Genomic DNA, 25646 nt, shown 5'->3' on the forward strand with positions numbered 1-25646 from the left:
ATGCCGGGACGATGACGTCACGCCCTGTCGAACCGGACCGCGCCGGCCCCGCCGAGGCCGCCCACTCTGCGGGGTCCTCCACAGAGACCCCGTACGCCCCCTTCGCCCACCTCACCGCACCCAACGCCACCCTCTACCGCCAGGTGATGCGCGTGTTCCTGACGGCCAAGGAGCGGTTCGCGGTGCATCTGCGGCCCGAGGACGTGCACGCCGCGCTGCCGCCGGAGCACCGCCCCGCCGGCCCCGACGCCGTCGTCAAGGCGCTGGACAGCCTCGTCGGATGGGGCAATCTGCGGGCGGATCCGGACACCTCCCGGGTCACCGCGGTCGAGGACTTCTACCGCAGACGCTTCATCTATCAGCTCACCCAGGGCGGCGAAGCCGCCGAGCAGGCGCTGTCCGTGTACGACGAGGCGCTGGGGCGGCGCGGAGCACTCCAGGCGGTGGCGCTGCACGACATCGTCACGCACCTGCGGGCGCTGCTCGTGCTCGCCGCGGAGGAGGAGCCGGACGCGGCCAAGGCGCACCTGGCGCTGTCCGCGCTGACGGGTCGGTTCGAGGCGCTGGCGGAGAACGCGCGGGCGTTCATGGGGTCGCTGCAGCGCACCATCGACCTGCACGGCGTCGAGGTGGAGGTGTTCCTCGCCTACAAGGACCGGCTGATCCAGTACCTGGAGCGGTTCATCCAGGACCTGATCACGCTCGGCGGGCGGATCGCCCTGCTCATCGCGGAACTGGAGGACCGGGACAGGGTGGGCCTGCTGCTGCGGTTGGCGGCCGCGCGGGAGGCGGCCGATGCCGCTCCGGACGAGGCGGACACCGCCGAGGCGCAGGCGTACGAGCGGTGGGCGGGGCGCTGGGCCGGACTCACCGCCTGGTTCGTGTCGGCGGACGGCCGCGAGTCCCAGGCCCGCCTGCTGCGCAGCCGCGCACTTGGTGCGATCCCGCAACTCCTGGCGGTCGTACGGCAGCTGAACGAGCGGCGGGCCGGGCGCTCGGACCGGTCGGCGGACTTCCGCGCTCTGGCGCGCTGGTTCGCCGAAGCCCCGGACGACGACGCGCGGCACCGGCTGTGGCGCGCCGCCTTCGGCCTCTACTCCGCCCGTCATTTCACCGTCGACGCCGATACCCTCGCCGACCGCGCGGCGCGTCCGGTACCCCCGGCCACCCCCTGGGCCGAGGCCGAACCGCTGCGGATTAGCCCGCAGTTGCGCCGTACCGGTAGCTACGAGCGGCGCGGCAAGCCCCGCAGAGTGCAGGACCGCTCCGAGCAGCGGCGGCAGCTGGCCGAACTCGCCGCGAAACAGGCGGAGGAGATCGCTGCCGCCCGCGCCCGGCTGGCCACCGACGGCACCACCCGGCTGTCCGCGCTCGGCGAGCTGGACCCGGTGGCCTTCGCCCTGTTCCTCCGGCTGCTCGGCGACGCCCTGGCCACCTGGCGGCCCGGCACGACCACGACCGCGGCGACCAGCAACGACGGCACGATGGAGATCCGCCTCACCGCTCTCGACGACGGGACGAAGGCTGAGATCCGCACGCCGGGCGGGGTGTTCCGGGGCCCCGACCACAGCGTTGAGATCACCGACCTCACACAGGGCATCCCTGCTCGGGAGGTGCGATGACCACTTCCCTGGGCGAGGTGCTGGACAACCGGCGCACCGCCGAGTTCCACAAGGCCGCCCGCGCCCTGTTGAAGGAGCCGCTGCTGCTCGCCCGCGGCCCGAGTGCCGACGCCTACCGCCTGGTCCGCCGGTACGCCGCCGAGCTCCGCGACTGGTTCGACCGCAACACCGGCTGGTCGCTGCGGTTGGACGCGGAGTCCGCGCGGTTGCGCAGGACGCCCGGGACCCTGGCCGACGCGACCCACCCGGCGCGCGAGGCGTCCCGCGCCGGAGTGCCGTTCACCCGCCGCCGCTATGTCCTGCTGTGCCTGGCGCTGGCCGCACTGGAACGCGGGGAGGCCCAGATCGCGCTCGGCCGCCTCGCCGAACAGGTGGTGCTGGACGCCGCCGACCCGCATCTGGCCGCCGCCGGCGTGGAGTTCACCCTGGAACGGCGCGACGAGCGCCTGGACCTCGCCGCCGTCGTACGGCTGCTGCTGCGGTACGGGGTGCTGCGCCGGGTGGCCGGGGACGAGGATGCCTACGTCAGCGGGGCGGGCGACGTGCTCTACGACGTGGAGCGCCGCGTCCTGGCCGGGCTGCTGGCCGCCCGCCACGGCCCGTCACTGATCGACGCGGTCGGATTCGAGGAGCGGCTGGGCGCACTCACCGCGGAGAGCGCCCTGGACAGCGACGAGCTGCGGTTCCGCGCGATCCGCCAGAAGCTCACCCGCCGACTCCTCGACGACCCGGTGCTGTACTACGACGAGCTGACCGACGACGAGCTGGTCTACCTCACCCGCCAGCGCGCCTTCCTCACCGCACGCGTCAGCGAACTGACCGGCCTGTTGCCCGAGGTGCGGGCCGAGGGCATCGCCATGGTCGACCCCCACGACGACCTCACCGACGTACGCATGCCCGAACAGGGCACCCACGGGCACGTCACCCTGCTGCTCGCCGAGCACCTCGCCGCCGCGGACGGCGAGGTGAGCCGGACCGAACTGGAACTGCGCGTGCGCGAACTGGCGGCCGTCCACGGCGCGTTCTGGTCCAAGAGCGCCAAGCAGCCGGGCGCGGAGGGTGAGCTGGTCGAGCAGGCGCTGGCCAGACTGAGCGCGCTCGGCCTGGTCAAGCGCACGCCCGCCGGCGCGACCCCGCTGCCCGCGCTCGCCCGGTACGCGGTTGGCGAGACCGTCGTCGTCGAATCCTCAAGCCGCCCCCAGCGAAAGGCACCACGACCGTGACGGCCCTGCCCCAGCCCACGCCCGGCCGGTGGCGGCCGCTGCGCCTCGGCCTGGTCGACCTCTTCTACTACGACACCGAGGAGTTCTGGTTCCGCGACGGCCGCCTGCTGCTGCGCGGCAACAACGGCACCGGCAAGTCCAAGGTGCTCGCCCTCACGCTCCCGTTCCTGCTGGACGGCGACCTGTCGCCGCGCCGGGTGGAGCCCGACGCCGACCCGGGCAAGCGCATGGAGTGGAACCTGCTGCTCGGTGGGGAGCACCCCCACCCCGAGCGGCTCGGATACACCTGGATCGAGTTCGGCCGCGTCGACACCGACACCGGACAGACGCACTTCCGTACCCTCGCCTGCGGGCTGAAGGCCGTCGCGGGCCGCGGCGTCGCCCGCCACTGGTACGCCGTCACCGACCAGCGGATCGGCCAGGACCTCAGCCTGCTCGACGCGACCGGCACCGCACTGTCGCGTGACCGGCTCGCGGAGGCTCTCGCCGGGCACGGCATGGTGTACGACACTGCAACGGCGTACCGACGGGCCGTCGACGAGGCGCTGTTCGGCCTCGGCGAGCGACGCTACGCCGCCCTGGTCGATCTGCTTATCCAGCTGCGCCAGCCGCAGCTGTCGAAACGGCCCAACGAGGCCGCCCTGTCCCGTGCCCTGACCGAGGCGCTGCCCCCGATGGACCAGGCAGTGATCGCCGACGTGGCGGAGGCGTTCCGCTCCCTGGACGAGGAGAAGGACGAACTGCGCGCGGCGAGCGAGGCCGAGCGGGCCGCCTCCGCCTTCCTGGACCACTACCGGCGCTACGCCCGGGTCGCAGCACGCCGCCGCGCCCGGCTGCCCCGAAGCGAGCACGCTCGCTACGAGCAGCTGCACCGCGACCTGGCCCAGGCCCGGACCGAGCGGGAGCAGGCCGAGGCGGACCGGGAGGCGGCGGCCGGGCGGATCGCGGAACTGGAGGAGACGGCCACGCGGCTGAAGGCACAGCAGGCCGCGCTGCGCGAGGGCCCCGAGATGCGCAGCGCTCGGGAGCTGGAGCAGGCGGCGGCCGAGGCGCGCCGCAGTGCCGAGGATCTGAAGCGCGCCGAGGCCGACCGCCAGGACGCAGCCCAGGCGCACACCCGGGCCCTGGGCCGGCTCGGCACGGCCGAGCGACGCCTCGCGGCGGCCGAGGACCGCATCCGGGACCTGGCCGCGCGCGCCCGGGACACGGCCGCGGCGGCTCGCATCGACGAAGCGCCGCGCACCGACGGGGCGCCGGAGGCCGAACTGCGGCGGGCCGCCGAGGAGGCGGTGGCCCGCAGACGGCGCACCATTGAGCATGTGGAGGAACTGGCGGACCGCACCGACCGGGCCGCCGCCGAGCGGCGCTCCGCCGCTCGCCGCCTGGACGAGGCCGAGACCGAGGCGGGACACACCGCACGGCGGCAGGCCGAGGCGGAAGAAGCCGCCGAGGCGGCGGGCACGGACCTCGTCGCCCGCGTCCGCGCTCACCTGGACGCCTGCGAGGAACTCGCCGTCCCCGATGCCGCCGGGCTGCTCGACGCGACCCAGGACTGGGTGACCCACTGCCAGGGCCCGTACCCGGCACGGGAGGCAGCCGGTCAGGCCCATCGCGCACGCGCGGCACACCTCGCCGATCAGGCCGCCGTCCTCGGACAGGAACTGGCCGGCCTGAAGGCCCGGCGTGCCGAGGCCGAGCGGGAGCTGGCCGAGCTGGAGGCGGGCGGCCAGCGCGGGCCGGCGGCTCCGCACACCCGTACCCCTGGCCTGCGTGAGCAGGTCCCGGGCGCGCCCCTGTGGCGGCTGGTCGAGTTCCGGGACCATGTCACCGCCGGTGAACGGGCGGGTCTGGAGGCCGCGCTGGAGGCGTCCGGGCTTCTGGACGCCTGGGTGTGCCCGGACGGTACCGCCCTGCGTGCGGACGGGCACGACATCCTGCTGTCCCCGCTGTCACCCGCGGGCCCGCTGCCCGACAGCACGCTCGCCGACGTACTCCGCCCGGCCGTGGACCACGGCGATCCCCGGGCCGCGGCGGTCGGGGAGCAGACCGTCGCCCGTCTCCTGACCGGTGTGGGGCTCGGCTCGGGATGGGGGTCCCCCCGCTCGAGCGAAGTCGAGAGTGGGGGAGACACCTGGGTGAGCGCGGACGGTCGCTTCCGCGTCGGCGCGCTGACCGGCAGCTGGTCGAAGCAGGTCGCCGTGTACGTCGGTGAGGGCGCCCGCGAGGAGGCCCGCCGGGCCCGTATCACCGCCCTGCACGGCGAACTCGCCGCATACACCGAGGACCTGGCACGCCTCGACGCGGAACGCGCCACGGTCGCACGGCGACGCGGCACCCTGGACGCCGAACTGACCGGCCTGCCGGACGACGCAGCCCTGCGCCACGCGCACGCCCTCGCCGCCGCGGCCTCCGACACCGCCCACCGGGCTCGGGTCCGCCGTGACGAACGCGCCGCCGAACTCGCCGAGGCATCCCGGCAGGAGGCCGAGGCCACCACCGAACTCGCCGATACCGCCGCCGCGGTGAACCTGCCCACAGGCCGGGCGGACCTCGCCGCCGTCCGCCAGGCCCTGAGCGACCACACCGTCGTCCTCGCGGGGCTGTGGCCCGCGCTCGGCGAGCGCGCCGACGCGGCACGGGCCCTTGCCGACGAGCGTGCCGAAGCCCAGCGGGCCGGGGAGAAGGTGGCGGAACTGGCCCGGCGCGCCGAGGAGGCGGCCCGCATCGCCACCGCCGCCGACGAGCGTCACGCCACCCTGCGCTCCACCGTCGGCGCCGCCGTGGCCGAGCTGGAGCGGCGCCTCGCCGACACCGCCGACGCGCTCACCGCGTGCGACCGCGAGCAGCGCCGGGCCCGCGAGGACATGACGGCCGCGGACCGGCGCGCCCACCTGGCACTCGGGCACATCGAACGCCTGGAGGTGGACGTCCGCGAGGCCACCGCGGCCCGTGCCGTGGCCATCGCCGCACTCCAGCGGTTCGCGGCCACCGGGCTGCTCGCCGTCGCCCTGCCCGAGACGGCCGTACCGCCCTTGGACGCCGGATCCTGGGCGGCCACCCCGGCCATCGCGCTCGCCCGCGCGATCGAGAGCGACCTGTCCGCTACCGACGACTCCGACGGCGCCTGGCAGCGCGTGCAGAAGCGGCTCAGCGAGGAGTACAAGAAGCTCCAGGACGCGCTCTCCCGGGGCGGTCACAGCGCCTCGGCCCGGATGACCGAGGATGGCATGGTCGTCGAGATCGTCTACCAGGGCCGTACCCGGGCCGTCCCCGACCTCGCCGAGGCCCTCGCCGTGGAAGTTGCCGAACTGACCCGCATCCTGTCCGCGCACGAGCGGGAGATCCTCGAAACCCACCTGCTGACCGAGGTCGCCGGCACCCTGCAGGAGCTGATCGGCGCCGCCGAGCGCCAGGTGCAGGCCATGAACGAAGAACTGAAGGAGCGGCCCACCTCCACCGGCATGCGACTGCGGCTCGTCTGGCGCCCCTCGCGCAAGGCGCCAACGGGTCTGACGCAGGCTCGCGAGCGGCTGCGCCAGTCCGCCGACGCCTGGACGGCCGAGGACCGGGCCGCAGTCGGCGAGTTCCTCCAGGCCGAGATCGCCCGCCGGCAGGCCGACGACACCGCGGGCAGCTGGCTGGAGGTGCTCACAGGGGCCCTCGACTACCGCGCCTGGCACGAGTTCGGCATCGAACGCCACCAGCACGGCAAGTGGGTTCCCGCCACCGGGCCCGCCTCCGGCGGCGAGCGCGTCCTGGCCGTGAGCGTGCCGCTGTTCGCCGCGGCCTCCTCCCACTACGCCACGGCCGCCCCCCGCGCCCCCCGGCTGGTCACCCTGGACGAGGCCTTCGCCGGCGTCGACGACGACTCCCGCGCCAAGTGCCTTGGCCTGCTCCATGCTTTCGACCTGGACGTGGTGATGACGTCCGAACGTGAATGGGCCTGCTACCCGCAGGTCCCCGGCATCGCCATCGCCCAGCTCTCCCGTGTCGACGAGATCCCGGCGGTCCTGGTGACCCGCTGGGAGTGGGACGGCACCGCACGGGGCAGGGGCAGTGAACCGGGTCGCCCGACGGGAGGCATCCCCGAGCAGACCGGTCCACGGGCGATTCCGGAGGTGGCCGGAAGCGAGGACGCCGCGTGGGCATGAGCGAGAGGGGCACCAACGAGCGGCAGGACATCAGGGAGTGTACGAGCACCCCCCGGCGGCTCGCCGCACCCGTCGACCGCGACCGGCTGACCCGGTTGCTCGGCGGGGCCGACCTCGCCTGGCTGATCGACCGCGTACGCCACCGTATGGCGCGGGACGAACGCCTCACCGGCTCGGTCACGCTGACCGCCCCCACCTCCGCGCAGCGGGCCGCCGTCGAACGGCTGCTGGGCCGCGCGCCCGGCGCAGGGCGTGGGCTGAGCGTTCGCCTCGAGGCCGTGGACGCCGTCCTGCGCCGCTCCGGCGTCAGCCCTGACGGGCTGGGCGCCGCCGTCACCGCCCTCACGGGACCCGTCACTCGGCTGGCCGACGTACGCGAGCGGGAGGAGCGCGCCTGGCGGGAGGCGTACACGCCGCTCGATGAACTCGTCCGCACTGACAGGCCCCAACTGGACGACTGGGCGGAGAGGGTCGTCTCGGACGGCCTCGTACGCCGGCTCGCCCGCACCCCACAGGTGGCGAAGAACCTGCTGGACAACGCCGCCCAGGCCCTGCGTCGGCTGCCGGTCGATCCCGCCCTGTCCCTGCCCGTCTTCTCAGGCGCCACCTTCGGCGACGCTCACGCCCTCGACGACGGCACCCCGCTCGCCACCCTCGTCCTGTCCGGCATCCGCGCGCTGACCGGCTTCCCGGACGGCAGCGGAGCCGACTGGCGCCGCGAGGCATGGGCGTCGGCCGGGCTCCTCAGGGACGCCCTGTCCGCCACGGTCCTGACCCTCGGCCTCCGCGGCTCCCCCGCCCTTGACTGGTCGGCCGACGAAAGCGAACCCGCGGTCCTGACGCTGCGGCAACTCATCCGGCACCCGCCACGCACGGCACCCGCCGTTGTCCGCGTCTGCGAGAACCCGGCCGTCCTGGCCACCGCCGCCGACGCCCTGGGCACTGCCTGCCCGCCCTTGGTCTGCCTCCAGGGTCAGCCCTCGGCCGCCGCCCTCACCCTGCTGCGCCACCTGCACACCCAAGGAAGCACGTTGCGCTACCACGGTGACTTCGACTGGGGCGGCCTGCGCATCGCCTCGGCCCTGCTGCGCCGCATCCCCTGGCACCCCTGGCGTTACACGGCCGCCGACTATCGCAGCGCGGTCGCCGCCGCCTCACTGGCCCCGCGCCTGACCGGCACGCCGACCACCGCCGCGTGGGACCCGGACCTGCCCGCGGCCCTCACCGAACTCGGCGTGCGCATCGAGGAGGAGACAGTGCTCGACGACCTGCTGGCCGACCTCGGCCACTGAGCGAGGGCGAGCCAGGGGACACGCAGGGGACGGAAGGACCCGGAAGAATCAGGAAAGCCGACGCAGAGCCAGAGCAGCCAAAGGTCTCTGACCTGCGGCTACAGGGAGATCGAGGCAATACCGGGGACTGATCGGAAGATCATGAAAGGACTCATAATCCGTCGGCTGTGGGTTCGAGTCCCACCCGCCCCACCAAGAACGGGTAATAGAATCGTTCTGAACTGGGGAAACGCCTGCGGCGGCGCGAAGTGGGGGCCGGTGTGGCCCCGTTCGCGCCGCCGTGTGGGACGTCGGGGTGCGGCCTCAGGCGGTCGGCACCTTCACGGGCTCCTCACCGCTCAGGGGCTCCTCCTCGACGCGCGGCAGACACCGGTCGAGCCAGGACGGCATCCACCAGTTCGCCTTGCCCAGGAGTTCCATCGCGGCCGGCACCAGCACCAGCCGCACGATCGTCGCGTCGACGAGCACCGCCACCGCGAGCCCGAGGCCGATCTGCTTGACCGCCACGTCGGGCGTGGCGACGAAGCCGAGGAAGACCAGGAACATGATCGCCGCGGCGGCGGTGATCACGCGCGCGGTGACCACGAGGCCCCGGGTCACGGCCGTGGAGTTGTCCGCACCGCGCAGCCACACCTCCCGGATCCGCGACAGCAGGAACACCTCGTAGTCCATCGACAGCCCGAACAGGATCACGAACAGGAAGACGGGCACCCAGGTCGTGACGGGCATCTTCTCCGGGAAGCCGAACAGCTTCCCGGCCCAGCCCCACTGGGCGACGGCGGTGAGCACGCCGTAGGAGGCGGTGACCGACAACAGGTTCATCACCGCCGCCGTCAGCGCGATCACCACCGACCTGAACATCGCGAGGATCAACAGCACCGACAGCACCACGACGGTGGCGATCACCCAGGGGAGCCTGCGCCCCATGAAGTTGGCGAAGGTGACGTTCCCCGCGTTGGGTCCGGTCAGGTACGCGTGCATCCCGGTTCCGGCGGTCGCTCGTGGCAGCGTCGTTGTATTCAGCGTGTTGACGAGCGCGTTGGTCTCCGGGGCCTGCTTCTGCGTCGTGGGGTAGGCGACGATCATCAGGGCCTCGCCGTCGGAGGAGGCGACCGGCGGTGTCACCTCGGCCACGCCCGGCACCGTCCGCAGCGCGCTGACGATACGCGCGCCGTCCGAGGCGGCGGCGTCCGGTCGGGGCAGCTTCGCCGCCACGATCAGCGGGGCGTCGAACCCGGGGCCGAATCCCTCGGACATCGTCGCGTACGCCTTGTAGCCCATCGAGTGACGCGGCTGGGTCGAGTCGTCCGGCATCGACAGCTTCATGGCCAGCGCGGGCGCGGCCAGGGCCAGGATCACCACCGTGGAGGCGGCCACCGCCGTCACCGGGCGCCGCTGGATGAGCCGTGCCCACCGCTCGGCGGGATGCGGTCCGCTCTCCACCGCGTCCGGAGCCTCGCCCGCGGCGGGCCGCCGGCGGCGGAGCGTGAAGCGCGACGGCCTGGCCAGCCGCGTCCCGCTGAATCCGAGGAGTGCGGGCAGCAGCGTCAGCGAGGCCAGCACGGTCATGGCCACCGTCGCGGAGGCGGCCACCGAGACGCCGTTCATCAGCGATTCGCGCAGCACCAGCAGTCCGAGCATGCCGATCACGACCGTGGCCCCCGCGGTGAGCACCGAGCGGCCGGCCGTACGCATCGTGGTCACCGTCGCCGTCTCCGGGTCGGCACCCGACCGCAGTTCGTCGCGGAACCGCGTGACGATGAACAGCGCGTAGTCCACACCCACGCCGAGGCCGATGCCCGAAGCGATGATCGCGGAGTAGGACGGTGCCGGGAAGAGGTGGCCGAGCAGCGCGAGCAGCGACAGGCCGGTGCCGATGCCGAAGAGGGCGGTCGCGACCGGGAGCCCCATGGCCAGCAGCGAGCCGAAGGCGATGAGCAGCACGATCATGGCCGCGACGACACCGAACGCGTCGGAGGATCCGCCGCTGGGCGTGTCGATGGTGTCCACGACGTCTCCGGCGAGGGTGAAGTCCACCCCGTGGCCGGAGGACGCGGTCGCGCTGTCCATCATCTTCTGGACCTCGCCGGTGGGGATGGACGCGCCCGGTTCGTCGAACTGCACCGTGGCGAACGCGATGTGCCCGTTCCGGGAGACGTGCGTGTAGGGGTCGCTCACCTCGGTGACGTGCGGCGCGCCGCGCAGCGGTGCGATGGCCGTGCCGACGCGGGAGCGCACCGAGGCGTCGGTGACGGGCGCCGTGGACTTGATCGCCAGTGTGAAGCGGTCACCCGACTGCTGGTGGAAGTGCTGATCGAGCAGCGTCTGCCCGGGATCGCTGGTGTTGAAGTCGTTGTCGGGGGCGGCGCCGTACAGCTGCCACAGCGTGACCAGGCACGCCAGCGCGGCGATCCAGGCCATCAGTGTGATCCAGCGGTGACGGAAGCAAGCGCGGCCGACGATTCCCAGTGTCGACATCGTGATCTCCTACGAGCCTCGAAGTCGCGTTGCGTGCCGCAAGGCGGACCGGCCCGGTCGCATGGAGGGAGAGAGGAACCTGCCGGGAATCAAACTAGGTCTGACCTAAATTTATGTCAAGCCTAATCTTCGGCCCGCCCTAAAGTTGGGGTATCGTGGCAGCGTGACGACAGGACTGCGGGAGCGCCGGAAGCAGGAGGCCCGGCGGGCGATCTCCGGTGTGGCGATGGAGATGTTCGCGGCCAAGGGCTTCGACGAGGTGACGATCTCTCAGGTCGCCGAGGCGGCCGGGGTGTCGAAGATGACCGTGACCAACTACTTCCCGCGCAAGGAGGACCTCGTCTTCGACCGGGCCGAGGTGATCATCCGCAGCCTGGCCGACGCGGTCGCCGCCCGGGCGCCCGGCGAGAGCCTGCTCACCGCGATCCGCCGGGACTTCGCCGAGCGGATCGCCGAAGGTGACGTCACTCTCGGCGTGCCCACGCCGACGTTCGCCCGCATGGTGCAGAACAGCCATGTGCTCACCGCCCGGAGGCGGGAGATCGCCGACCTGTGCGAGCAGGCGCTCGGCGACGCCATCGTCACCGAGACCGGTGTGGACGACCCGCAGCAGCGGATCGTGGCGGCCCAGCTCGCCTCGGTGCACCGGGTGCTGTTCGCGGAAGGCGCCAGGCGCATCCTGGACGGCCAGTCGCGGGACGTGATCTGCCGGATCCTCGCGGAGGCGGCCCGCCGGGCCTTCGACCTGCTCGAGCCGTCGCTGGGGGGCTACGGCGTCAAGGCCTGAGTGGGTCGGGTCGGGACCTGAGGGGCATCAACAGGCGGATGTCCGTGCATTTCTGACGGTATGTCATGTGGTCCGGGAGGCCCCCGGCTCGGTCCGCCGGCGTGTTCGTCCCTGCCGTCGACCGTCTCGTCCCCGCTGTCGACCGGCCCGATCCGCCGTCAGCCGCCCGGTCGGCGCGCCGGCGGCGGTGTGTCCCTGCGGACCCGGTGGGAGGCGGTGGTTCAGTCCGCCCGCTCGGAGGAATCGGGCCGCTGCGGGTGGCCGTACGGGCGCCGTACGACGGGTATGTCCTGGCGGAGCACGCGCAGATGCGCGTCCGTGAGCGCCTTGCCGGGGTAGATCGCGAACTCGCGGTTCAGGCGATCGCGCAGCTCCTCGTAGACGCGGAGGGCCGCCGCCTGCCGCCCGACCCCGGCGAGCGCGATCATCAGGTGGGCGTGGACGCGTTCGTCCAGCGGCTCCGCCGCCGCCAGCGCGTGCAGGCGGGGCAGGACCCGGTCGTGGAGCCCGAGGCCGCAGGCGACCTCGGCGTACCGCAGGATCACGTCGGCCTGCTGGCGCCGCTGGGCCGCGACCCCGGGCTGGTCGTGCAGCACGTCGAGGTCGGCCAGCGGTTCGCCGCGGCACAGTCCCAGGGCCTGCTCGTACAGGGCGCACGCCCGCACTCTGTCGTCGCGCGTCCGCGCGGTCTCTGCATCGGCCGCCAGCGCCCTGAAGGAGAGCAGGTCGAACTGCTCGACGGGGACGTTCAGCCGGTATCCGCCGCCGGCGGACGCGATGATCTCGTGGCCCTTCTCTCCCGGTGCCAGCAGCCTGCGGAGCCGGCTGATGTGTGCCTGGATCAGGTTCGGCGCGGTGCTCGGGGTCGACTGGCCCCACAGTGCGTCCATGATGGAGTCCCGCCGTACGACACCGCCCGGATTCATCGCCAGCAGTCCGAGCACCGCGCGTCGTCTGGGCGGTCCGAGCGGCAGCGGCGTGCCGTCGAGCGAGGCCTCGAGCGGGCCGAGGGCCCTCAGCCACAGCCCCTGCCGTAACTCTGCCCGGCCCTGTCCCCGCGACGGCCCGGCGTCCGGTGCCGTGGGCTCGCCCGCCGGGATGGTGCGCTGCCGTGGCACCGCCGCGCTGGAAGCCAGTTCCGCGGCTTCCCGGGGGTCCAGGTCGAGCGCCTGCATCAGGGCCGCCTGGGATCCGGGTCTGGGCCGGCGCCTGCGCCCTTGTTCCAGATCGCGAAGGGCGGCGAGGCTGAGGCCCGCCCTGGTGGCCAGTTCCTGCTGGGTGAGCCCCGCTCTGCGGCGATGGTTGCGTATCACGTCAGCCAGGCGAGCTGTGGGCTCCCCGTTCTCTCGGCGCATGCGCTTCCCGTTCCGTCAGCCTCGTGGAGGCAGTTCCGTGTGTCCTTCGGATGAGGGGGGTGGCACAGCCCCTCCATTCAGCGGTGTTCAGGCCACTCGGGCAACCAGTCCCCAAACAAGGGAAGTTAAAGAACCGGTTGGTTGCGTGAACCGGCCGTTCCGGACCCTCCAAAAAGTTAGGTTTGACATAAACTTAGGTCAGACACACACTGTGGGCATGACCCGAGAGACCACCGAGGCACCTCCTGTGACCGGCGGCTCGCGACAGGACAGCGGCCGCCATGGCTGGCGGGCCGTCGCCGTCGTCCTCGTCGGAGCTTTCATGGCCCTGCTGGACACCACGATCGTGAACGTGGCGCTGCCCTCGATCCGCACCGCCCTGCACACCTCGTCCGCCGGCCTGGAGTGGATCGTGTCCGGGTACGCGCTGGCCTACGGCCTGGTACTGGTTCCCGCGGGCCGCGTCGGCGACCGGATCGGCCACAAGCGGCAGTTCATCGCCGGGCTGGCCCTGTTCACGCTGGCCAGCGTGGCCTGCGGGGTCTCCCGCACCACCGGCGAGATCATCGCCGCCCGCGTGGTGCAGGGCATCGGGGCCGGGGTGTTCTACCCGGCCATCTCCGCCACGATCCAGCTCACGTTCAGCGGCCCGCAGCGGTCGAAGGCGTTCGCGACCCTGGGCGCCGTGATCGGGGCGTCCACCGCGCTGGGCCCGCTGCTCGGCGGCCTGATCATCCAGGCCGCGGGCACGGCCGACGGCTGGCGGTGGGTGTTCCTGGTCAACCTGGTCATCGGCGCGGTCACGCTGCCGGCGGCCGCCCGGCTGCTGCCGTCGCCCGTGGCGCGCGTGCGGCGGGGGATCGACCCGGTCGGTCTCGCCCTGTTCACCGCGGGCCTGTTGCTGCTGCTCATCCCGCTGATCGAAGGGCAGCCGAACGGCTGGCCCGGCTGGACCTACGCATGCATCGGCGCGTCCGTTGTGACGCTGGCCCTGCTGGCGGTGTGGGAGGTGCGCACCGACCGGCGCGGTGGGGACGCCCTGCTCAAGCCGACGCTGCTCGCGCGCCCGTCGTTCGCCGCCGGCGCGAGCCTCGCGATCTTCTTCTTCGCCGGCTTCACCAGCGCCTTCTTCGCGCTGTCCATCCTGTGGCAGGTCGGTCTCGGGCACGGTGCGCTGGCGAGCGGGCTGGTCGTGATGCCGTTCGCCCTCGGCAGTCTGGCCGGGGCCGCGACCAGCGCCGCACTGTCGGCGCGGCTGGGCCGTAACGTGCTGCTCATCGGATGCCTGCTCGTCTGCGCGGGCCTCGCGGGTACCGCCGGGGTGCTCCATCTCACGGCGCCGCATCCGGGCGGGTGGCAGCTGGCGGGCCCGCTGCTGGCGGCGGGGCTGGGCAGCGGCATGGTGATCGCGCCCAACCAGGACTTCGTCATGGCACACGTGCCGCGGCAGGAGGCCGGCACCGCCGGCGGCACCCTCACCACCGCGCAGCGCATCGGCAGCGCGCTCGGTATCGCGGTGGTCGGCACCATCCTGTTCGGCACCCTCGACATCCAGCCCGGCCCGGACGCGGCGGCACGGGCGTACGGTCACAGCACCCAGCTCGCCATGCTCGCCGGCGCGGGTCTCGTCCTGATCGCGCTGCTCCTGGTGATCGCCCTCCCACGGCAGGCCCCGGCGCGCCGCTGAGGCCGATGTGCGCGTTCGACGCCCGCGTGGGTTTCGTCCTGGTCGCGCGTCCTGGTCGCACGTCCGGCGGGTACGGCGGCCCCCGTATCGGCGGCTTGAACCGGTACGGAACGGGCGCGCGCAGCCGGTGGTGAACGCGGCGGTCAGCGGGTCGTCGTACGGTTCGTCAGTTGTGTTGCGGACCGCAGGCCGAGGGAGGCGGCGGTGGTGGCGGGGTCGGTCGTGTCCAGGTGGCCGGAGGCGGCGAGGTAGCCGTCCGGGCGGATCAGCAGCCAGATGCCGGGCCGGGCGGCGAGGCCGTCCGCCAGCAAGCCGTCCGGATCCGGCAGCCGATCCGGCACCGTGTCGTCCTCGGCGCCCGCGTCCGGCGCCGGGACCGTGCGGACCCGCAGCACGCCGTCGTACTCCTCGGCCAGTCGGCGCAGCGCCGGGCCGTCCCCGCCCCGGGCGAAGGCCAGCAGCAGCCAGCCGGGCCTGCGCAGCTCGGCCAGCAGGGAGCGCCAGCCGGCCGAGGCCGCCTCCTGGTCAGCGGTGACCCGGGCGACGCGCTCGCCGGCCGCCACCGCGAGCGCGGCGCCGGACCCGGCCGTCGGCTCGGCCGGATAGCTCAGGCCGAGCGCCGACATGCCGGTCATGATCTTCCGTTCGACCCTCGACTTCAGCGGCCCGACATTCCGTACGACCGTGAACACCGTCCGCAGCCAGGCCGCCGCGACCGGGCTGCGCAGCTGCGTCAGCACGGTGACGAACCGGGTGGAATCCAGCAACTTCTGTGCGACCGGGAGGCGTTCGGCGCCGAAGCCGTCGAGCAGGCGCGCATCGGCGCGGCCGCAGCACACGTCGGCGAGCCTCCAGGCCAGATTGCGGGCGTCCTGGACACCGGTGTTGAGGCCCTGTCCGGAGGCGGGGCTGTGGACGTGCGCCGCGTCGCCCACGACGAAGCAGCGGCCGGACCGCATCGCGGGGACCATGCGCTGCTGGATGGTGAACACCGAGACCCAGGTCGGGACCTCGACGGTGACCGGGGCGCCGATGCCGGCCCGGACCTTGCGGGCCAGGCGCGCGGCCAGGGCCTCGCGGCCGCCGGTGTCGAGGCCACCGACGTCCCGGGTGTCGACGAGCCGCCACCTGCCCTCGTCCGGGAACGGCACGAGCATCACCGTGCCCTCGCGGGTGCGCATCCAGTAGATGGAGTCGGGAGGCAGGTCGCAGTGGACTTCGGCGTCGGCGACCAGCCAGGTCTCGGTCTGTCTGCCGTGCATCCGAAGGCCGAGGCGCTTGCGGACGGTGGAGTGCCCGCCGTCGGCGCCGACCAGCCAGGCAGCGCGGACGGACTCGGTGCGGTCGTCGGCCCGCGCGAGCTCGGCCGTGACGCCGTGGCCGTCGTCGGTGAGGCCGACGAGCTTCGTGCCCCATTCGACGCCGACGCCCCGGCACACCACGGCCTCGCGCAGGATCCGCTCGGCGCGGGCCTGGTCGATCATCACCGTGTAGGGGTAGCGGGTCGGCAGACGGCTGTAGTCGGCGTCGAACCGGACCAGCCGGCTGCCGTTCTGGTAGAGCGTGAGGTGGTCCACCTTGCGGCCCTCGGCGAGGATCTCGCGGACCACCCCCATCTCGTCGAACGTCTCCAGCGTGCGGGCGTGCATGCCGAGGGCGCGACTGGTGGCGGCGGGGCCGTCGGCCGCGTCGATCAGGCGGACGGACAGACCGCCTCGGGCCAGCTCGTGGGCGGCGGTCAGGCCGGCCGGACCGGCCCCCACGACCAGGACGTCGCAGACGGCGGTGGACTGGGGCATGGCAGCTCACTTTCTCGCTCGGCGTGGGTGCGGTGAACGCCCGGCGCGGGCGCGGTGAACGGTTCCCCGGCGATGCGGGTGCCCGGGCGCGGGCAGGGCCGTGGCGGTGCCCGGACCGTCCGGGGGCCGGGGGCGGACGCGGTCCGATGGCGGCCGAAGGGGCCGTGACCGGCCCGGCGAAGCTCCGGTCGGCGACGGTGAGTCCGCTCGCTCGCCCGATCCGCCGGAGCCCTGACGGCCCGACAGTCTGCCACGGCACACACGCCCAAGTCGCCCGTCCGCGACCTGCGTTCACCTCCCGGGCCCCGCCCACCGGCCGGCCGCCCCGGTCGTCTCCTCGCAGCCGTCGGCGCTCGCTGTTGAACGCCGCGGTGCCAGCGCTAGCGTCGGCACCGCCGGCCTGCGACCCCCTCCGCGGCGCCGTGTCGGTGATGCCCGCCGGGGCGTGCCCGCCCCGCCCGCCGCCCGGCGGCACCGTCCGGACCGAGCCGTCGCAGGACGGCGTGACTTCGCCCTCGCGAGGGTGCCCGCGTCGCGCGCGTCTTCACCGGCACGCCGGCATCGCACACGCCACGTATCGGGATCGGTTCCGGTCCACAACGACAAGGCAGGTACACATGAGCACCTACGGAATGCTGATCTTCGACGGCGCGGACGAACTGAACTTCACCGGCCCCTGGGAGGTGTTCAACGTCTCCTCGATCCTGCGCGACGACGCGGACACCTCCGTGCTGATCGCCCAGAACCGGGACGTCGTGAGCTGCCAGAAGGGCATGAAGGTGGTGCCGAGCCACACCCTCGAGGACCACCCGCCGCTGGACGTGCTGGTGGTGCCCGGCGGCAGCGGGACCCTGAAGCAGCTTCAGAACCCGGTGGTCACCGAGTGGATCAGGAAGACGGCCCCCAGCACCGCCTGGACCTCCAGCGTGTGCACCGGCGCCTTCCTGCTCCGCGAGGCCGGTCCGGCGCGCGGGCGCCGGATGACCACGCACCACGCCTACACCGAGAAGCTCAAGGCCTTCGGTGATGTCACGGTGGTCCCGGACGCACGGTACGTCGTCGACGGCAACCTGATCAGCACCCAGGGCATCACGGCCGGCATCGACATGGCGCTGTGGGTCGTGGGACAGCTGCACGGCCGGGAGCACGCGCGGGCGGTGCAGTGGCGGCTGCAGTACTACCCCGCGCCGCCGTACCAGGCCGACGAGCCGCAGTAGTCCGCGGTGCGGCCATCCGGACCCGTACCAGCCCTGCCAACGAAGGCGAGGAGACAGTGCCCTTCATCAATCCCAAGGACGGCTACCTCACCGTCATGAACCTGCTGAAGACCGACTCGGCGGAGAAGCAGCAGCGGCTGCTCGGCGCGGCGCGGCAGATCATCGACCAGGCGGATTTCCCCGGATGGGTCTCGAGCACCATCCACAGCGGCCAGGACAGGTTCGGCACGCTGAACTTCATCCAGTGGCGCAGCGCGGAGGACCTCGCGGCGTGGTACGCCGGTGAGATCTTCAACCACCACGACACGGCGCTGTTCCTGGAACTCCTCAGCGTCGCCCGGCTGTTGCAGGCCGAGGCGGAACTGAGCCAGTGCCGCCCCGGACTGGGCGACGTCGCCGAGATCTCACCGGACCACGACGACTACACGGTCGTCGAGGTCCTCGACGTGGCACCGGAAAGCCAGAGCGCCCTGATCACCGCTGTCGGCGCCGCTCACGAATGGCTTGTGGAAACGCCCGGTTACCGTTCGCAGAGCGTGCTGCGCGGCGTGCGCGCCCGCGGTCCCGAGGGCGAGAAAGCCATCAAGGAGGTGGGCGCCGAGAACTCCTTCGTCGTCGTCTACTCCCAGTGGGACAGCAAGGAGACCTACGACGCGTTCCGTGCCGTTCCCGCCGAGCGGCAGCCGCCGGAGCGGCGCGCCACGGAAATCAAGCGGAACGCGCTGACGATTTCCAGCGACTGGAACAGCTATCGGGTCGAGCACTCCGGCTCCGCCGCGTAGCCGGTCGCTCTTACGTACCTGTGTCACCGGGTCCTCCCGGCGCACCCCTGACCCGGGGTGCGCCGGGAGGACCCGCTTTTTTCGTGCCGTTCAACTGCTCAGGCGCAGCGGTTGAACACCGCACGTCCTCGCCGGGGCCGGCCTGTTCAACCGCCCCCGGCCGAACTGGATTTAACCCGGGGTCGCCGGGATCATTTTCGAAGAGGTCACACGATTCCCAGGCGAGGAGTCCATGAGCGACCAACAGTCCATTCCAGCCGAAACACCCGTCCTCATCGTCGGAATGGGGCCGACCGGCCTCATGCTGGCGAGTGAACTCCAGTTGTGCGGAGTCGACTGCCTCGTGCTCGGCACCACGGCGACTCCGGAGTGGGAGTCGCGCGCCCTGGGTTTCACGCCCAGCACTCTCGAGATATTCGCGCACCGGGACATGCTCGAGGAGTTCGGCCCGCTCGAGTTGAGTCACGCCGTACATTTCGCGGGAATCGTCATTCCCGCCGACCGCATTTCGTCCCCGCATCCGTCGGCCATGCGTTTTCCGCAGTACCGGACGGAGGCCGTGCTGCGGGACAGGGCCACCCGCCTGGGCGCCGCGGTCCGGCCGGGACACACGGTGCGCGACGTCCGGGAACACGCAGGAGTCCTTCAGACCCTCGCCGAGGGCCCCGGCGGCCCCGTCACCGTACGCTCCCGGTACGTCGTCGGCTGCGACGGGGCGCACAGCACCGTCCGGAGGGCGGCAGGCCTCGACTTCCCCCTCACCCCGCCCAGCGTGCAGATGCTGCTGGCCGACATCGAGCACGTGGGACTGCCGAACAACCGGTTCGGGAAGAAGACGCCCCACGGCATGGTGATGTCCGGACCGCTCACCGACTCGGTGGACCGGCTGATCGTCTGCGACTTCCACGCCGAGCCCCTCGAACGCGGCACCCGGGTCGAGGCGAAACACCTGGAACAGGCGTACCGGAACGTCACCGGCGAGGACCTCCCGGCGGGCAGGATCCGCTGGGCGAGCTCCTTCAACGACGCCTCCGGCATGGCCCCGTCGTTCCGCAACGGCAGCATCTTCCTGGCCGGCGACGCGGCCCACATCCACCTCCCCGCCGGCGGGCAGGGGATGAACGTCTCCCTCCAGGACGCGGTGAACCTGGGCTGGAAGCTGGCGGCGGCCGTCCAGGGCTGGGCCCCCGACGGCCTGCTCGACTCCTACGACACCGAACGCCGCCAGGCGGCCGCCGAGCTGCTGGCGAACACCCGGGCCCAGGGCCAGCTCTTCCTGCGCGGCGCCGAGGTCGACCCCGTCCGCGCCCTGCTGCAACGCCTCTTCACCGTCCCCGAGGCCGCATCGCTGGCCGCCGACGAGGTCACCGGAATGGCGCTGCGCTACGACACGGGCGACGGCGCCCCCGAGCCCGTCGGCCGCCTGCTGCCCACGAGGCACCTGCGGCTGCCCGGCGAGGAGGGCCCGCCGCACGGGCTGCTGCGCGAGGGCCGCGGACTCTTCGTGCGGTCCGGCAAGGACACCGCCGACGACGAGACCGAGGCCCTCCTGCGCCGGTGGAAGGCGCGCGTGGACGCAAGGACCGTCCCCGGGACGGACGAGCGGACGGACGCCGACCTGCTGGTGCGCCCCGACGGCCACGTGGCCTGGACATCCCACGGGAGCGAACCGCTCTCCGACGCGCTGACGCGCTGGTTCGGCTTCGCCGGCTAGCGGACCTCCGACACACAGAACGGAGCACCCCATGTACAGCACGCTGATCATCGCACGGTTCAGGAAACCGGACTTCGGCGCCATCTCCGAGCTCTTCGGGGAGTTCGACAGGACGGACATGCCGCACCGCATGGGCACCCTGCGGCGGCAGCTGTTCCACTACCACGACCTGTACATCCACGCCCAGGACTTCGCCGAGGACCACGGCCCCGAACAGGTCGAGGCGGCCCGCAAGGACCCGCGGTTCATCCAGATCAGCGAGGACCTCCGCCCGTTCTTCGACCCGTACGACCCCAACTGGCAGAGCCCGAAGGACGCCATGGCGTCCTGCTTCTACCGCTGGCAGCCGTGATGACCGGGCTGTGGGACGTCGTCATCGTCGGCGCGGGTCCGGTCGGAACCCTGCTGGCCGGCGCCGTGGCCCGGCACGGAGCCTCCGTGCTGCTGCTGGAGCGGGACACCGGCATCACCGACCAGACCCGTGCCAGCACCCTGAACTCCCGCTCGATGGAGATCATGTCCGCGCTGGAGGTCCCCGGCCTTCAGGACAGGCCGCGCTCGACGGCGGGGCACTTCGGGGGCATCCCGGTCGGCCTCGACGAGGTCGACAGCCCCTGGGCCGGCCTGTGGCGGATACCGCAGCCCGACCTCGTACGGCTGCTGCGGGACTGGGCGGCGGCGAGCGCGGTCGCCGTCAGGACCGGCACGGCCTTCACCCGGGCCGAGGTCCGGCCGTCGTCGGTGGTCTCGTACGGCGCGGCGGGCGAGACCTACGAGAGCAGGTACCTGGTCGGCGCGGACGGAACCGGCAGCGCGGTGCGGGCCGCCCTGGGGTTCACCCCGCTGCATGTGGCGGCCACCCGGCACATGATCCGCTGCGACGTCAGGGGGATCAGCGTGACACCGCGCAGGTTCGAGCGGTGCGGCGAGACGGTGATGACGGCTGGTCAGATCTCGCCGGACATCGCCCGTCTGATGCTCTACGCGCCCCGGTACCGGGCCACGGACACGGTCACGTTCGAGGACGTGTGCCGCGACTGGTTCCAGGCCACCGGTGAGCGGGTCGACCAAGGCGAGTGCGTCTGGCTGGACCAGTTCTCCAACGGCTGCTCGACCGTCGCCCGGTGGGACGCGGGCAACGTCCTGCTCGCCGGTGACGCCGCCCATGACCAGCCCCCGGTGGGCGGCAGCTCCCTCAACTCCGGTCTGCAGGACGCCCACAACCTGGCATGGAAGCTGGCGGCCCTGTGCAACGGGGCACCCCGCGAACTGGCCGACAGCTACGGACGGGAACGGGCGGAGGCGACGGCGAGGATGCAGGAGAGCGTCCGGGAGCAGGAGACCCTGATCTTCGGGGCCGACCGGCGACCGGGAGAAGCCACGCGGGCCCGGCTGGAGCGGTCCCCCGCGTTCCGGCGGCGGGTCGCGCGCTCCATAGCGGGGCTCGACACCCACTACATGGGCAGCACCGGGACCGGGCCGCGGCTGTCTCCGGCCCGGCTCGCCCAGGCGCTGCGCCGGGAACCGCTGCCGAGCGAGACGGCCGCGCTGGGCCGGCAGGCCGTCATCGTGACCGGGGACCGCGAGCAGGACGTGCGGCTCGTCGTCCGTCCGGACGGGCACGTGGCCTGGGCCACCGGGCATCCGGACACGGATGCGGCAGGCGCCCTGGAACGCTGGTTCGGGGACTTCCTCAAGCCGGTCGTCATGAAGGCGAGCCCGCGGTGACCGGGCGGGCGCGACGGGCCGTGATCACCGGCCTCGGCGTGGTGGCGCCGGGCGGTATCGGCACCAAGGCCTTCTGGGAGATGCTGACCGCCGGGCGCACCGCCACCCGCCCCATCACCCTGTTCGACGCCTCGCCGTACCGCTGCCGGATCGCCGCCGAGGTCGACTTCGACCCGGCCCGGGAGGGACTGTCGCCCAAGGAGATCCGCCGCATGGACCGGGCGGGTCAGTTCGCGGTGGTGGCCACCCGTGAGGCGCTGGCCGACAGCGGGCTCGACGACAGCGTCGACCGCTCGCGGCTCGGGGTGAGCCTGGGCAGCGCCGTCGGCAGCTCGACCCGGATGGAGGAGGAGTACGTCGCCATCAGCGACGGCGGGCGCGACTGGCTGGTGGACCACCGGTTCGCCGTCCCCTACTCCTACTCGTACATCGCCGCGAGCTCGCTGGCGACCGAGGTGGCCTGGGCGGTCCGCTGCGAGGGCCCGGCCATGGTCGTGTCGGCGGGCTGCACCTCGGGCCTCGACGCCGTCGGCCACGCCGTGCAGCTCATCGAGGACGGCACCGCGGACGTGATGGTCACGGGCGCCACCGAGGCCCCGCTGACCCCGATCACGATGGCGTGCTTCGACGCGCTGAAGGCGACCACGCCGAGGAACGACGACCCGGCCGGCGGCTGCCGTCCCTTCCACCGGGACCGGGACGGGATCGTGCTCGGCGAGGGCGCTGCCGTGTTCGTCCTGGAGGAGCACGAACACGCCCGGCGCCGCGGGGCGAACATCCTGGCCGAGGTGGTCGGCTACGCCAACCGCGCCAACGCGTACCACATGACGGGTCTGCGGCCCGAAGGGCTGGAACTCGCCGAGGCGATCCGGGCCGCTCTGGGCGAGGCACGCCTCGCCCCGGGCGACGTCGGTTACGTCAACGCGCACGGCTCCGGCACCCGGCAGAACGACCTGCACGAGACCAACGCGGTCAAGAACGCCCTCGGCAAAGCCGCCTACGAGGTTCCCATGAGCTCCATCAAGTCGATGGTGGGCCACTCGCTCGGCGCGATCGGCGCGATCGAGATCGCGGCCTGCGTGCTCGTCATCCGGGACGGGATCATCCCGCCCACCGCCAACCTCACCGAGCAGGACCCCCAGTGCGACCTGGACTATGTGCCGTTGGCGGCGCGCAGGCAGCCCACCGCCACGGTGCTCACCATCGGCAGCGGCTTCGGCGGCTTCCAGTCGGCGATGGTGCTTGCCGCGCCGGATCGGACGGTGTCATGACCGAGGCCGTCATCACCGGAGTCGGTGTCGCCGCCCCGAACGGCGTCGGCACGGAGGAGTTCTGGAAGGCGACCCTGGCCGGCCGCAGCGGCATCCGCCCGATCCGCCTGTTCGACGCCGAGCCCTACCCGGTGAAGCTCGCCGGCGAGGTCGAGCTCGATGCCGCCGCCTACATCCCCGGCAAGTTCCGCGTGCAGACCGACCACATGACCCATCTGGCCATGTCGGCCACCGTGATGGCCCTCAAGGACGCCGGAGTGGACCCCGCCGAGCTGCCCGAGTTCGACATGGGCGTCACCGTGGCCAACTCCTCCGGCGGGATCATGTTCGGCCAGCGGGAGCTGCAGCGCCTGTGGTCGCAGGGGCCGACGTACGTCTCGGCGTACATGTCGGTGGCCTGGTTCTACGCCGCCACCGCCGGACAGCTGTCCATCCGGCACGGCATGAAGGGGCCGGCGCTCGTCCTCGCCGCCGAGCAGGCGGGCGGGCTGGACGCGGTCGGTCACGCCAGGCGGCAGATACGGCGCGGCACCCCGCTGATGGTCACGGGCGGCAGCGATGCCTCGCTGTCCCCCGGCGGACTGGCCTTCCAGATCGCCACCGGCATGCTCAGCACCGAGGACGATCCGGCCCGCGCCTATGTACCGTTCGACCGCGACGCCACGGGATACCTGCCCGGCAACGGGGGCGCGGTCCTCGTCCTGGAGGAGGCGGCCGCCGCACGGACCCGGGGCGCGCCCGGCCGCTACGGCACCGTCACCGGCTACGCGGCCACCTTCGACCCGCCCGCCGACGACGACGGGCTCGGTCCCGACGCCCGCGCCTACGACCCACCGCGCGGCTCCGTCCGGCTGCCGCGGCTGCGCCGTGCCGCCGAACTGGCGCTCGCCGACGCCGGGATCGGGCCGGACGACATCGACGTCGTCTTCGCCGACGCCTGGGGCCTGCCCGGTCCCGACCTGGAGGAAGCCGCCGCGATCACCGGGCTGTTCGGCCCGCGCGGCGTCCCGGTGACCGCGCCCAAGACCATGACCGGCCGCCTGTACGCGGGCGGCGGCGCCGTCGACCTCGTCACCGCGCTGCTGGCGATCAGGGACCGCGTCATCCCCCCGACCGTCAACGTCAGAACGCAGGCGCCCGGCATCGACCTGGACCTGGTCCTGGACGAGCCCCGCCCGCACACCATCCGGCACGCCCTGGTCCTGGCGCGGGGCCTGGGCGGCTTCAACTCCGCGGTGGTCCTCACCGCGCCGACCGTGAACGCCACGAAATCCGCCACGAAAACCCGAGGGAGCGAATCATGAGCGGTTTCACCGTCCTGCAGCTCAAGGACATCATGCTGGGCATCGCCGAGGAGATCGGACTGGACCTGGAGGGCGAGTTCCTCGACAAGCCCTTCACGGACCTGGCGTTCGACTCGCTGGCCGTGCTGGAACTCGTCACGCACATCCAGCAGGACTACCACCTGGCCATACCCGACGGGGCGGTGGCCGGCTTCACCACTCCGCGGGACGTGCTCGACTACGTCACCGGGCAGCTCCACGAGAGCGTGCGATGACACGCCACAGCCGCATACTCGGCCTCGGCGTGCACCGGCCCGGGCGCTCGGTCGGCAACGCCGAGATCGCCGAGCGCCTGGGCATCGAGGAGGACTGGATCGTCAAGCGCTCCGGGATCAGACACCGGGGCTACGCCGAGCCCGACGAGACGCTGCTGATGATGGCGCGCGAGGCGGCGGGGAAGGCGTTGGCGAGCGCGGGTGTCGAACCCTCGGCCGTCGGCTGCGTCGTCGTGGCGACGACCACCCACCTGACCCAGATGCCGTCCCTGGCCTCGCTGGTGGCCCACGCGCTGGGCGCGCGGAACGCGGCCGCCTTCGACATCCTCGCCGCCTGCGCCGGCTTCCCCCACGCGCTCGCCCTCGGCTCCGACCTGGTCAGGGCGGGCACCGCGGACCACGTCCTGGTGATCGGCGCGGAGCGGATCACCGACATCCTCGACCGCGACGACGCCTCCACCGCCTTCCTGTTCGCGGACGGCGCGGGCGCGGTCGTCGTCGGCCCCAGCGACCGGCCGGGCATCGGCCCGGTCGCGTGGGGCAGCGACGGGTCCCGCGCCGACGCGGTCGGCATGACCGGCTACTGGGACCCCGCGCTGCACGGCGACCCGTCGCTGCCCTGGCCGCGGCTCGGCATGTCGGGCTGGCGGGTCTACCGGTGGGCCAGCACCGAACTGGCCCCCGCCGCGCGCCGGGCGGTCGACGCCGCCGGGCTGACCGTCGCCGACATCGACGTCTTCGTCCCCCACCAGGCCAACCTCCTGATCATCGAGGAACTGGTCCGGCAGCTGGGACTGCGCGAGGACACGGTGGTCGCCCGCGACATCGTCGAGAGCGGCAACACCTCGGCCGCCTCCATTCCGCTCGCCCTGGACCGGCTGCTGGCGGCCGGCGAGGTGAGCAGCGGGATGCGCGCGCTGACGATCGGCTTCGGTTCCGGCCTGGTCTACGCCGGCCAGGTCATCGAGATCCCGTAAGGAGC

General features: G+C 72.8%; 18 protein-coding genes. 15 read left to right on the forward strand and 3 right to left on the reverse strand.

Features of this window, described 5'->3' with window-relative positions:
• The first annotated feature begins 11 nt into the window (after window positions 1-11).
• From ACWC2T_RS01050 to ACWC2T_RS01065, 4 genes are read left to right on the forward strand one after another with little or no spacing between them, the layout of a single operon-like run.
• Window positions 12-1622: a TIGR02677 family protein gene (locus tag ACWC2T_RS01050; RefSeq protein ID WP_450668345.1), complete on the forward strand. Its 1611-nt coding sequence runs from the start codon at window positions 12-14 to the stop codon at window positions 1620-1622.
• On the forward strand, window positions 1619-2845 hold the full coding sequence (locus ACWC2T_RS01055; RefSeq protein ID WP_450668346.1) for a TIGR02678 family protein: 1227 nt from the start codon (window positions 1619-1621) through the stop codon (window positions 2843-2845). Before ACWC2T_RS01050 ends, ACWC2T_RS01055 begins: the two co-directional genes overlap by 4 nt.
• Complete coding sequence (locus ACWC2T_RS01060; RefSeq protein ID WP_450668347.1) at window positions 2842-6996, forward strand: TIGR02680 family protein; 4155 nt, start codon at window positions 2842-2844, stop codon at window positions 6994-6996. Before ACWC2T_RS01055 ends, ACWC2T_RS01060 begins: the two co-directional genes overlap by 4 nt.
• A complete protein-coding gene (locus ACWC2T_RS01065) occupies window positions 6993-8288 on the forward strand; it encodes a TIGR02679 family protein (RefSeq protein WP_450668348.1) in 1296 nt (431 codons plus the stop codon). Before ACWC2T_RS01060 ends, ACWC2T_RS01065 begins: the two co-directional genes overlap by 4 nt.
• A gap of 303 nt (window positions 8289-8591) precedes the next feature.
• Here the strand turns inward: ACWC2T_RS01065 and ACWC2T_RS01070 are convergent, their stop codons facing one another.
• A complete protein-coding gene (locus ACWC2T_RS01070; RefSeq protein ID WP_450668349.1) occupies window positions 8592-10766 on the reverse strand; it encodes an MMPL family transporter in 2175 nt (724 codons plus the stop codon).
• 163 nt (window positions 10767-10929) lie between these two features.
• Between ACWC2T_RS01070 and ACWC2T_RS01075 the strand changes: the two genes are divergently transcribed.
• Window positions 10930-11553 carry a TetR/AcrR family transcriptional regulator gene (locus ACWC2T_RS01075; protein ID WP_450668350.1) on the forward strand — a complete coding sequence of 208 codons (624 nt, stop codon included), beginning with the start codon at window positions 10930-10932 and terminating at the stop codon, window positions 11551-11553.
• Window positions 11554-11774: 221 nt separating this feature from the next.
• On the opposite strand, the gene ACWC2T_RS01080 is transcribed toward ACWC2T_RS01075, so the two are convergent.
• A complete protein-coding gene (locus ACWC2T_RS01080) occupies window positions 11775-12866 on the reverse strand; it encodes a BTAD domain-containing putative transcriptional regulator (RefSeq protein WP_450668351.1) in 1092 nt (363 codons plus the stop codon).
• Window positions 12867-13125: 259 nt separating this feature from the next.
• On the opposite strand from ACWC2T_RS01080, the gene ACWC2T_RS01085 reads away from it, so the two are divergent.
• Window positions 13126-14595: an MFS transporter gene (locus tag ACWC2T_RS01085; RefSeq protein ID WP_450668352.1), complete on the forward strand. Its 1470-nt coding sequence runs from the start codon at window positions 13126-13128 to the stop codon at window positions 14593-14595.
• A gap of 143 nt (window positions 14596-14738) precedes the next feature.
• Here ACWC2T_RS01085 and ACWC2T_RS01090 read toward each other — a convergent pair whose 3' ends face one another.
• On the reverse strand, window positions 14739-16394 hold the full coding sequence (locus ACWC2T_RS01090; protein WP_450668353.1) for an FAD-dependent oxidoreductase: 1656 nt from the start codon (window positions 16392-16394) through the stop codon (window positions 14739-14741).
• Between the two features lie 617 nt (window positions 16395-17011).
• Between ACWC2T_RS01090 and ACWC2T_RS01095 the strand changes: the two genes are divergently transcribed.
• The 9 genes from ACWC2T_RS01095 to ACWC2T_RS01135 all read left to right on the forward strand — a co-directional run bounded on the left by ACWC2T_RS01095 (window position 17012) and on the right by ACWC2T_RS01135 (window position 25641).
• A complete protein-coding gene (locus tag ACWC2T_RS01095) occupies window positions 17012-17611 on the forward strand; it encodes a DJ-1/PfpI family protein (protein WP_450668354.1) in 600 nt (199 codons plus the stop codon).
• A 56-nt stretch (window positions 17612-17667) separates the two neighbouring features.
• Complete coding sequence (locus tag ACWC2T_RS01100; protein ID WP_450668355.1) at window positions 17668-18393, forward strand: antibiotic biosynthesis monooxygenase family protein; 726 nt, start codon at window positions 17668-17670, stop codon at window positions 18391-18393.
• 232 nt (window positions 18394-18625) lie between these two features.
• A complete protein-coding gene (locus ACWC2T_RS01105) occupies window positions 18626-20107 on the forward strand; it encodes an FAD-dependent monooxygenase (protein WP_450668356.1) in 1482 nt (493 codons plus the stop codon).
• 31 nt (window positions 20108-20138) lie between these two features.
• A complete protein-coding gene (locus ACWC2T_RS01110; protein ID WP_450668357.1) occupies window positions 20139-20459 on the forward strand; it encodes a TcmI family type II polyketide cyclase in 321 nt (106 codons plus the stop codon).
• A complete protein-coding gene (locus ACWC2T_RS01115) occupies window positions 20459-21835 on the forward strand; it encodes an FAD-dependent monooxygenase (protein ID WP_450668358.1) in 1377 nt (458 codons plus the stop codon). The genes ACWC2T_RS01110 and ACWC2T_RS01115 overlap by 1 nt, the downstream gene beginning before the upstream one ends.
• Window positions 21832-23106: a beta-ketoacyl-[acyl-carrier-protein] synthase family protein gene (locus tag ACWC2T_RS01120; protein WP_450668359.1), complete on the forward strand. Its 1275-nt coding sequence runs from the start codon at window positions 21832-21834 to the stop codon at window positions 23104-23106. Before ACWC2T_RS01115 ends, ACWC2T_RS01120 begins: the two co-directional genes overlap by 4 nt.
• The gene (locus tag ACWC2T_RS01125; RefSeq protein WP_450668360.1) at window positions 23103-24410 is read left to right on the forward strand and encodes a ketosynthase chain-length factor; all 1308 of its coding nucleotides are present in this window, start codon (window positions 23103-23105) and stop codon (window positions 24408-24410) included. Before ACWC2T_RS01120 ends, ACWC2T_RS01125 begins: the two co-directional genes overlap by 4 nt.
• Window positions 24407-24664, forward strand: coding sequence for an acyl carrier protein (locus ACWC2T_RS01130; RefSeq protein WP_450668361.1), 258 nt, complete (start codon window positions 24407-24409; stop codon window positions 24662-24664). Before ACWC2T_RS01125 ends, ACWC2T_RS01130 begins: the two co-directional genes overlap by 4 nt.
• Window positions 24661-25641, forward strand: coding sequence for a beta-ketoacyl-ACP synthase III (locus ACWC2T_RS01135; RefSeq protein ID WP_450668362.1), 981 nt, complete (start codon window positions 24661-24663; stop codon window positions 25639-25641). The genes ACWC2T_RS01130 and ACWC2T_RS01135 overlap by 4 nt, the downstream gene beginning before the upstream one ends.
• The last annotated feature ends 5 nt before the right edge of the window (window positions 25642-25646 follow it).

It is taken from the genome of Streptomyces sp. NPDC001393 (assembly GCF_053597455.1).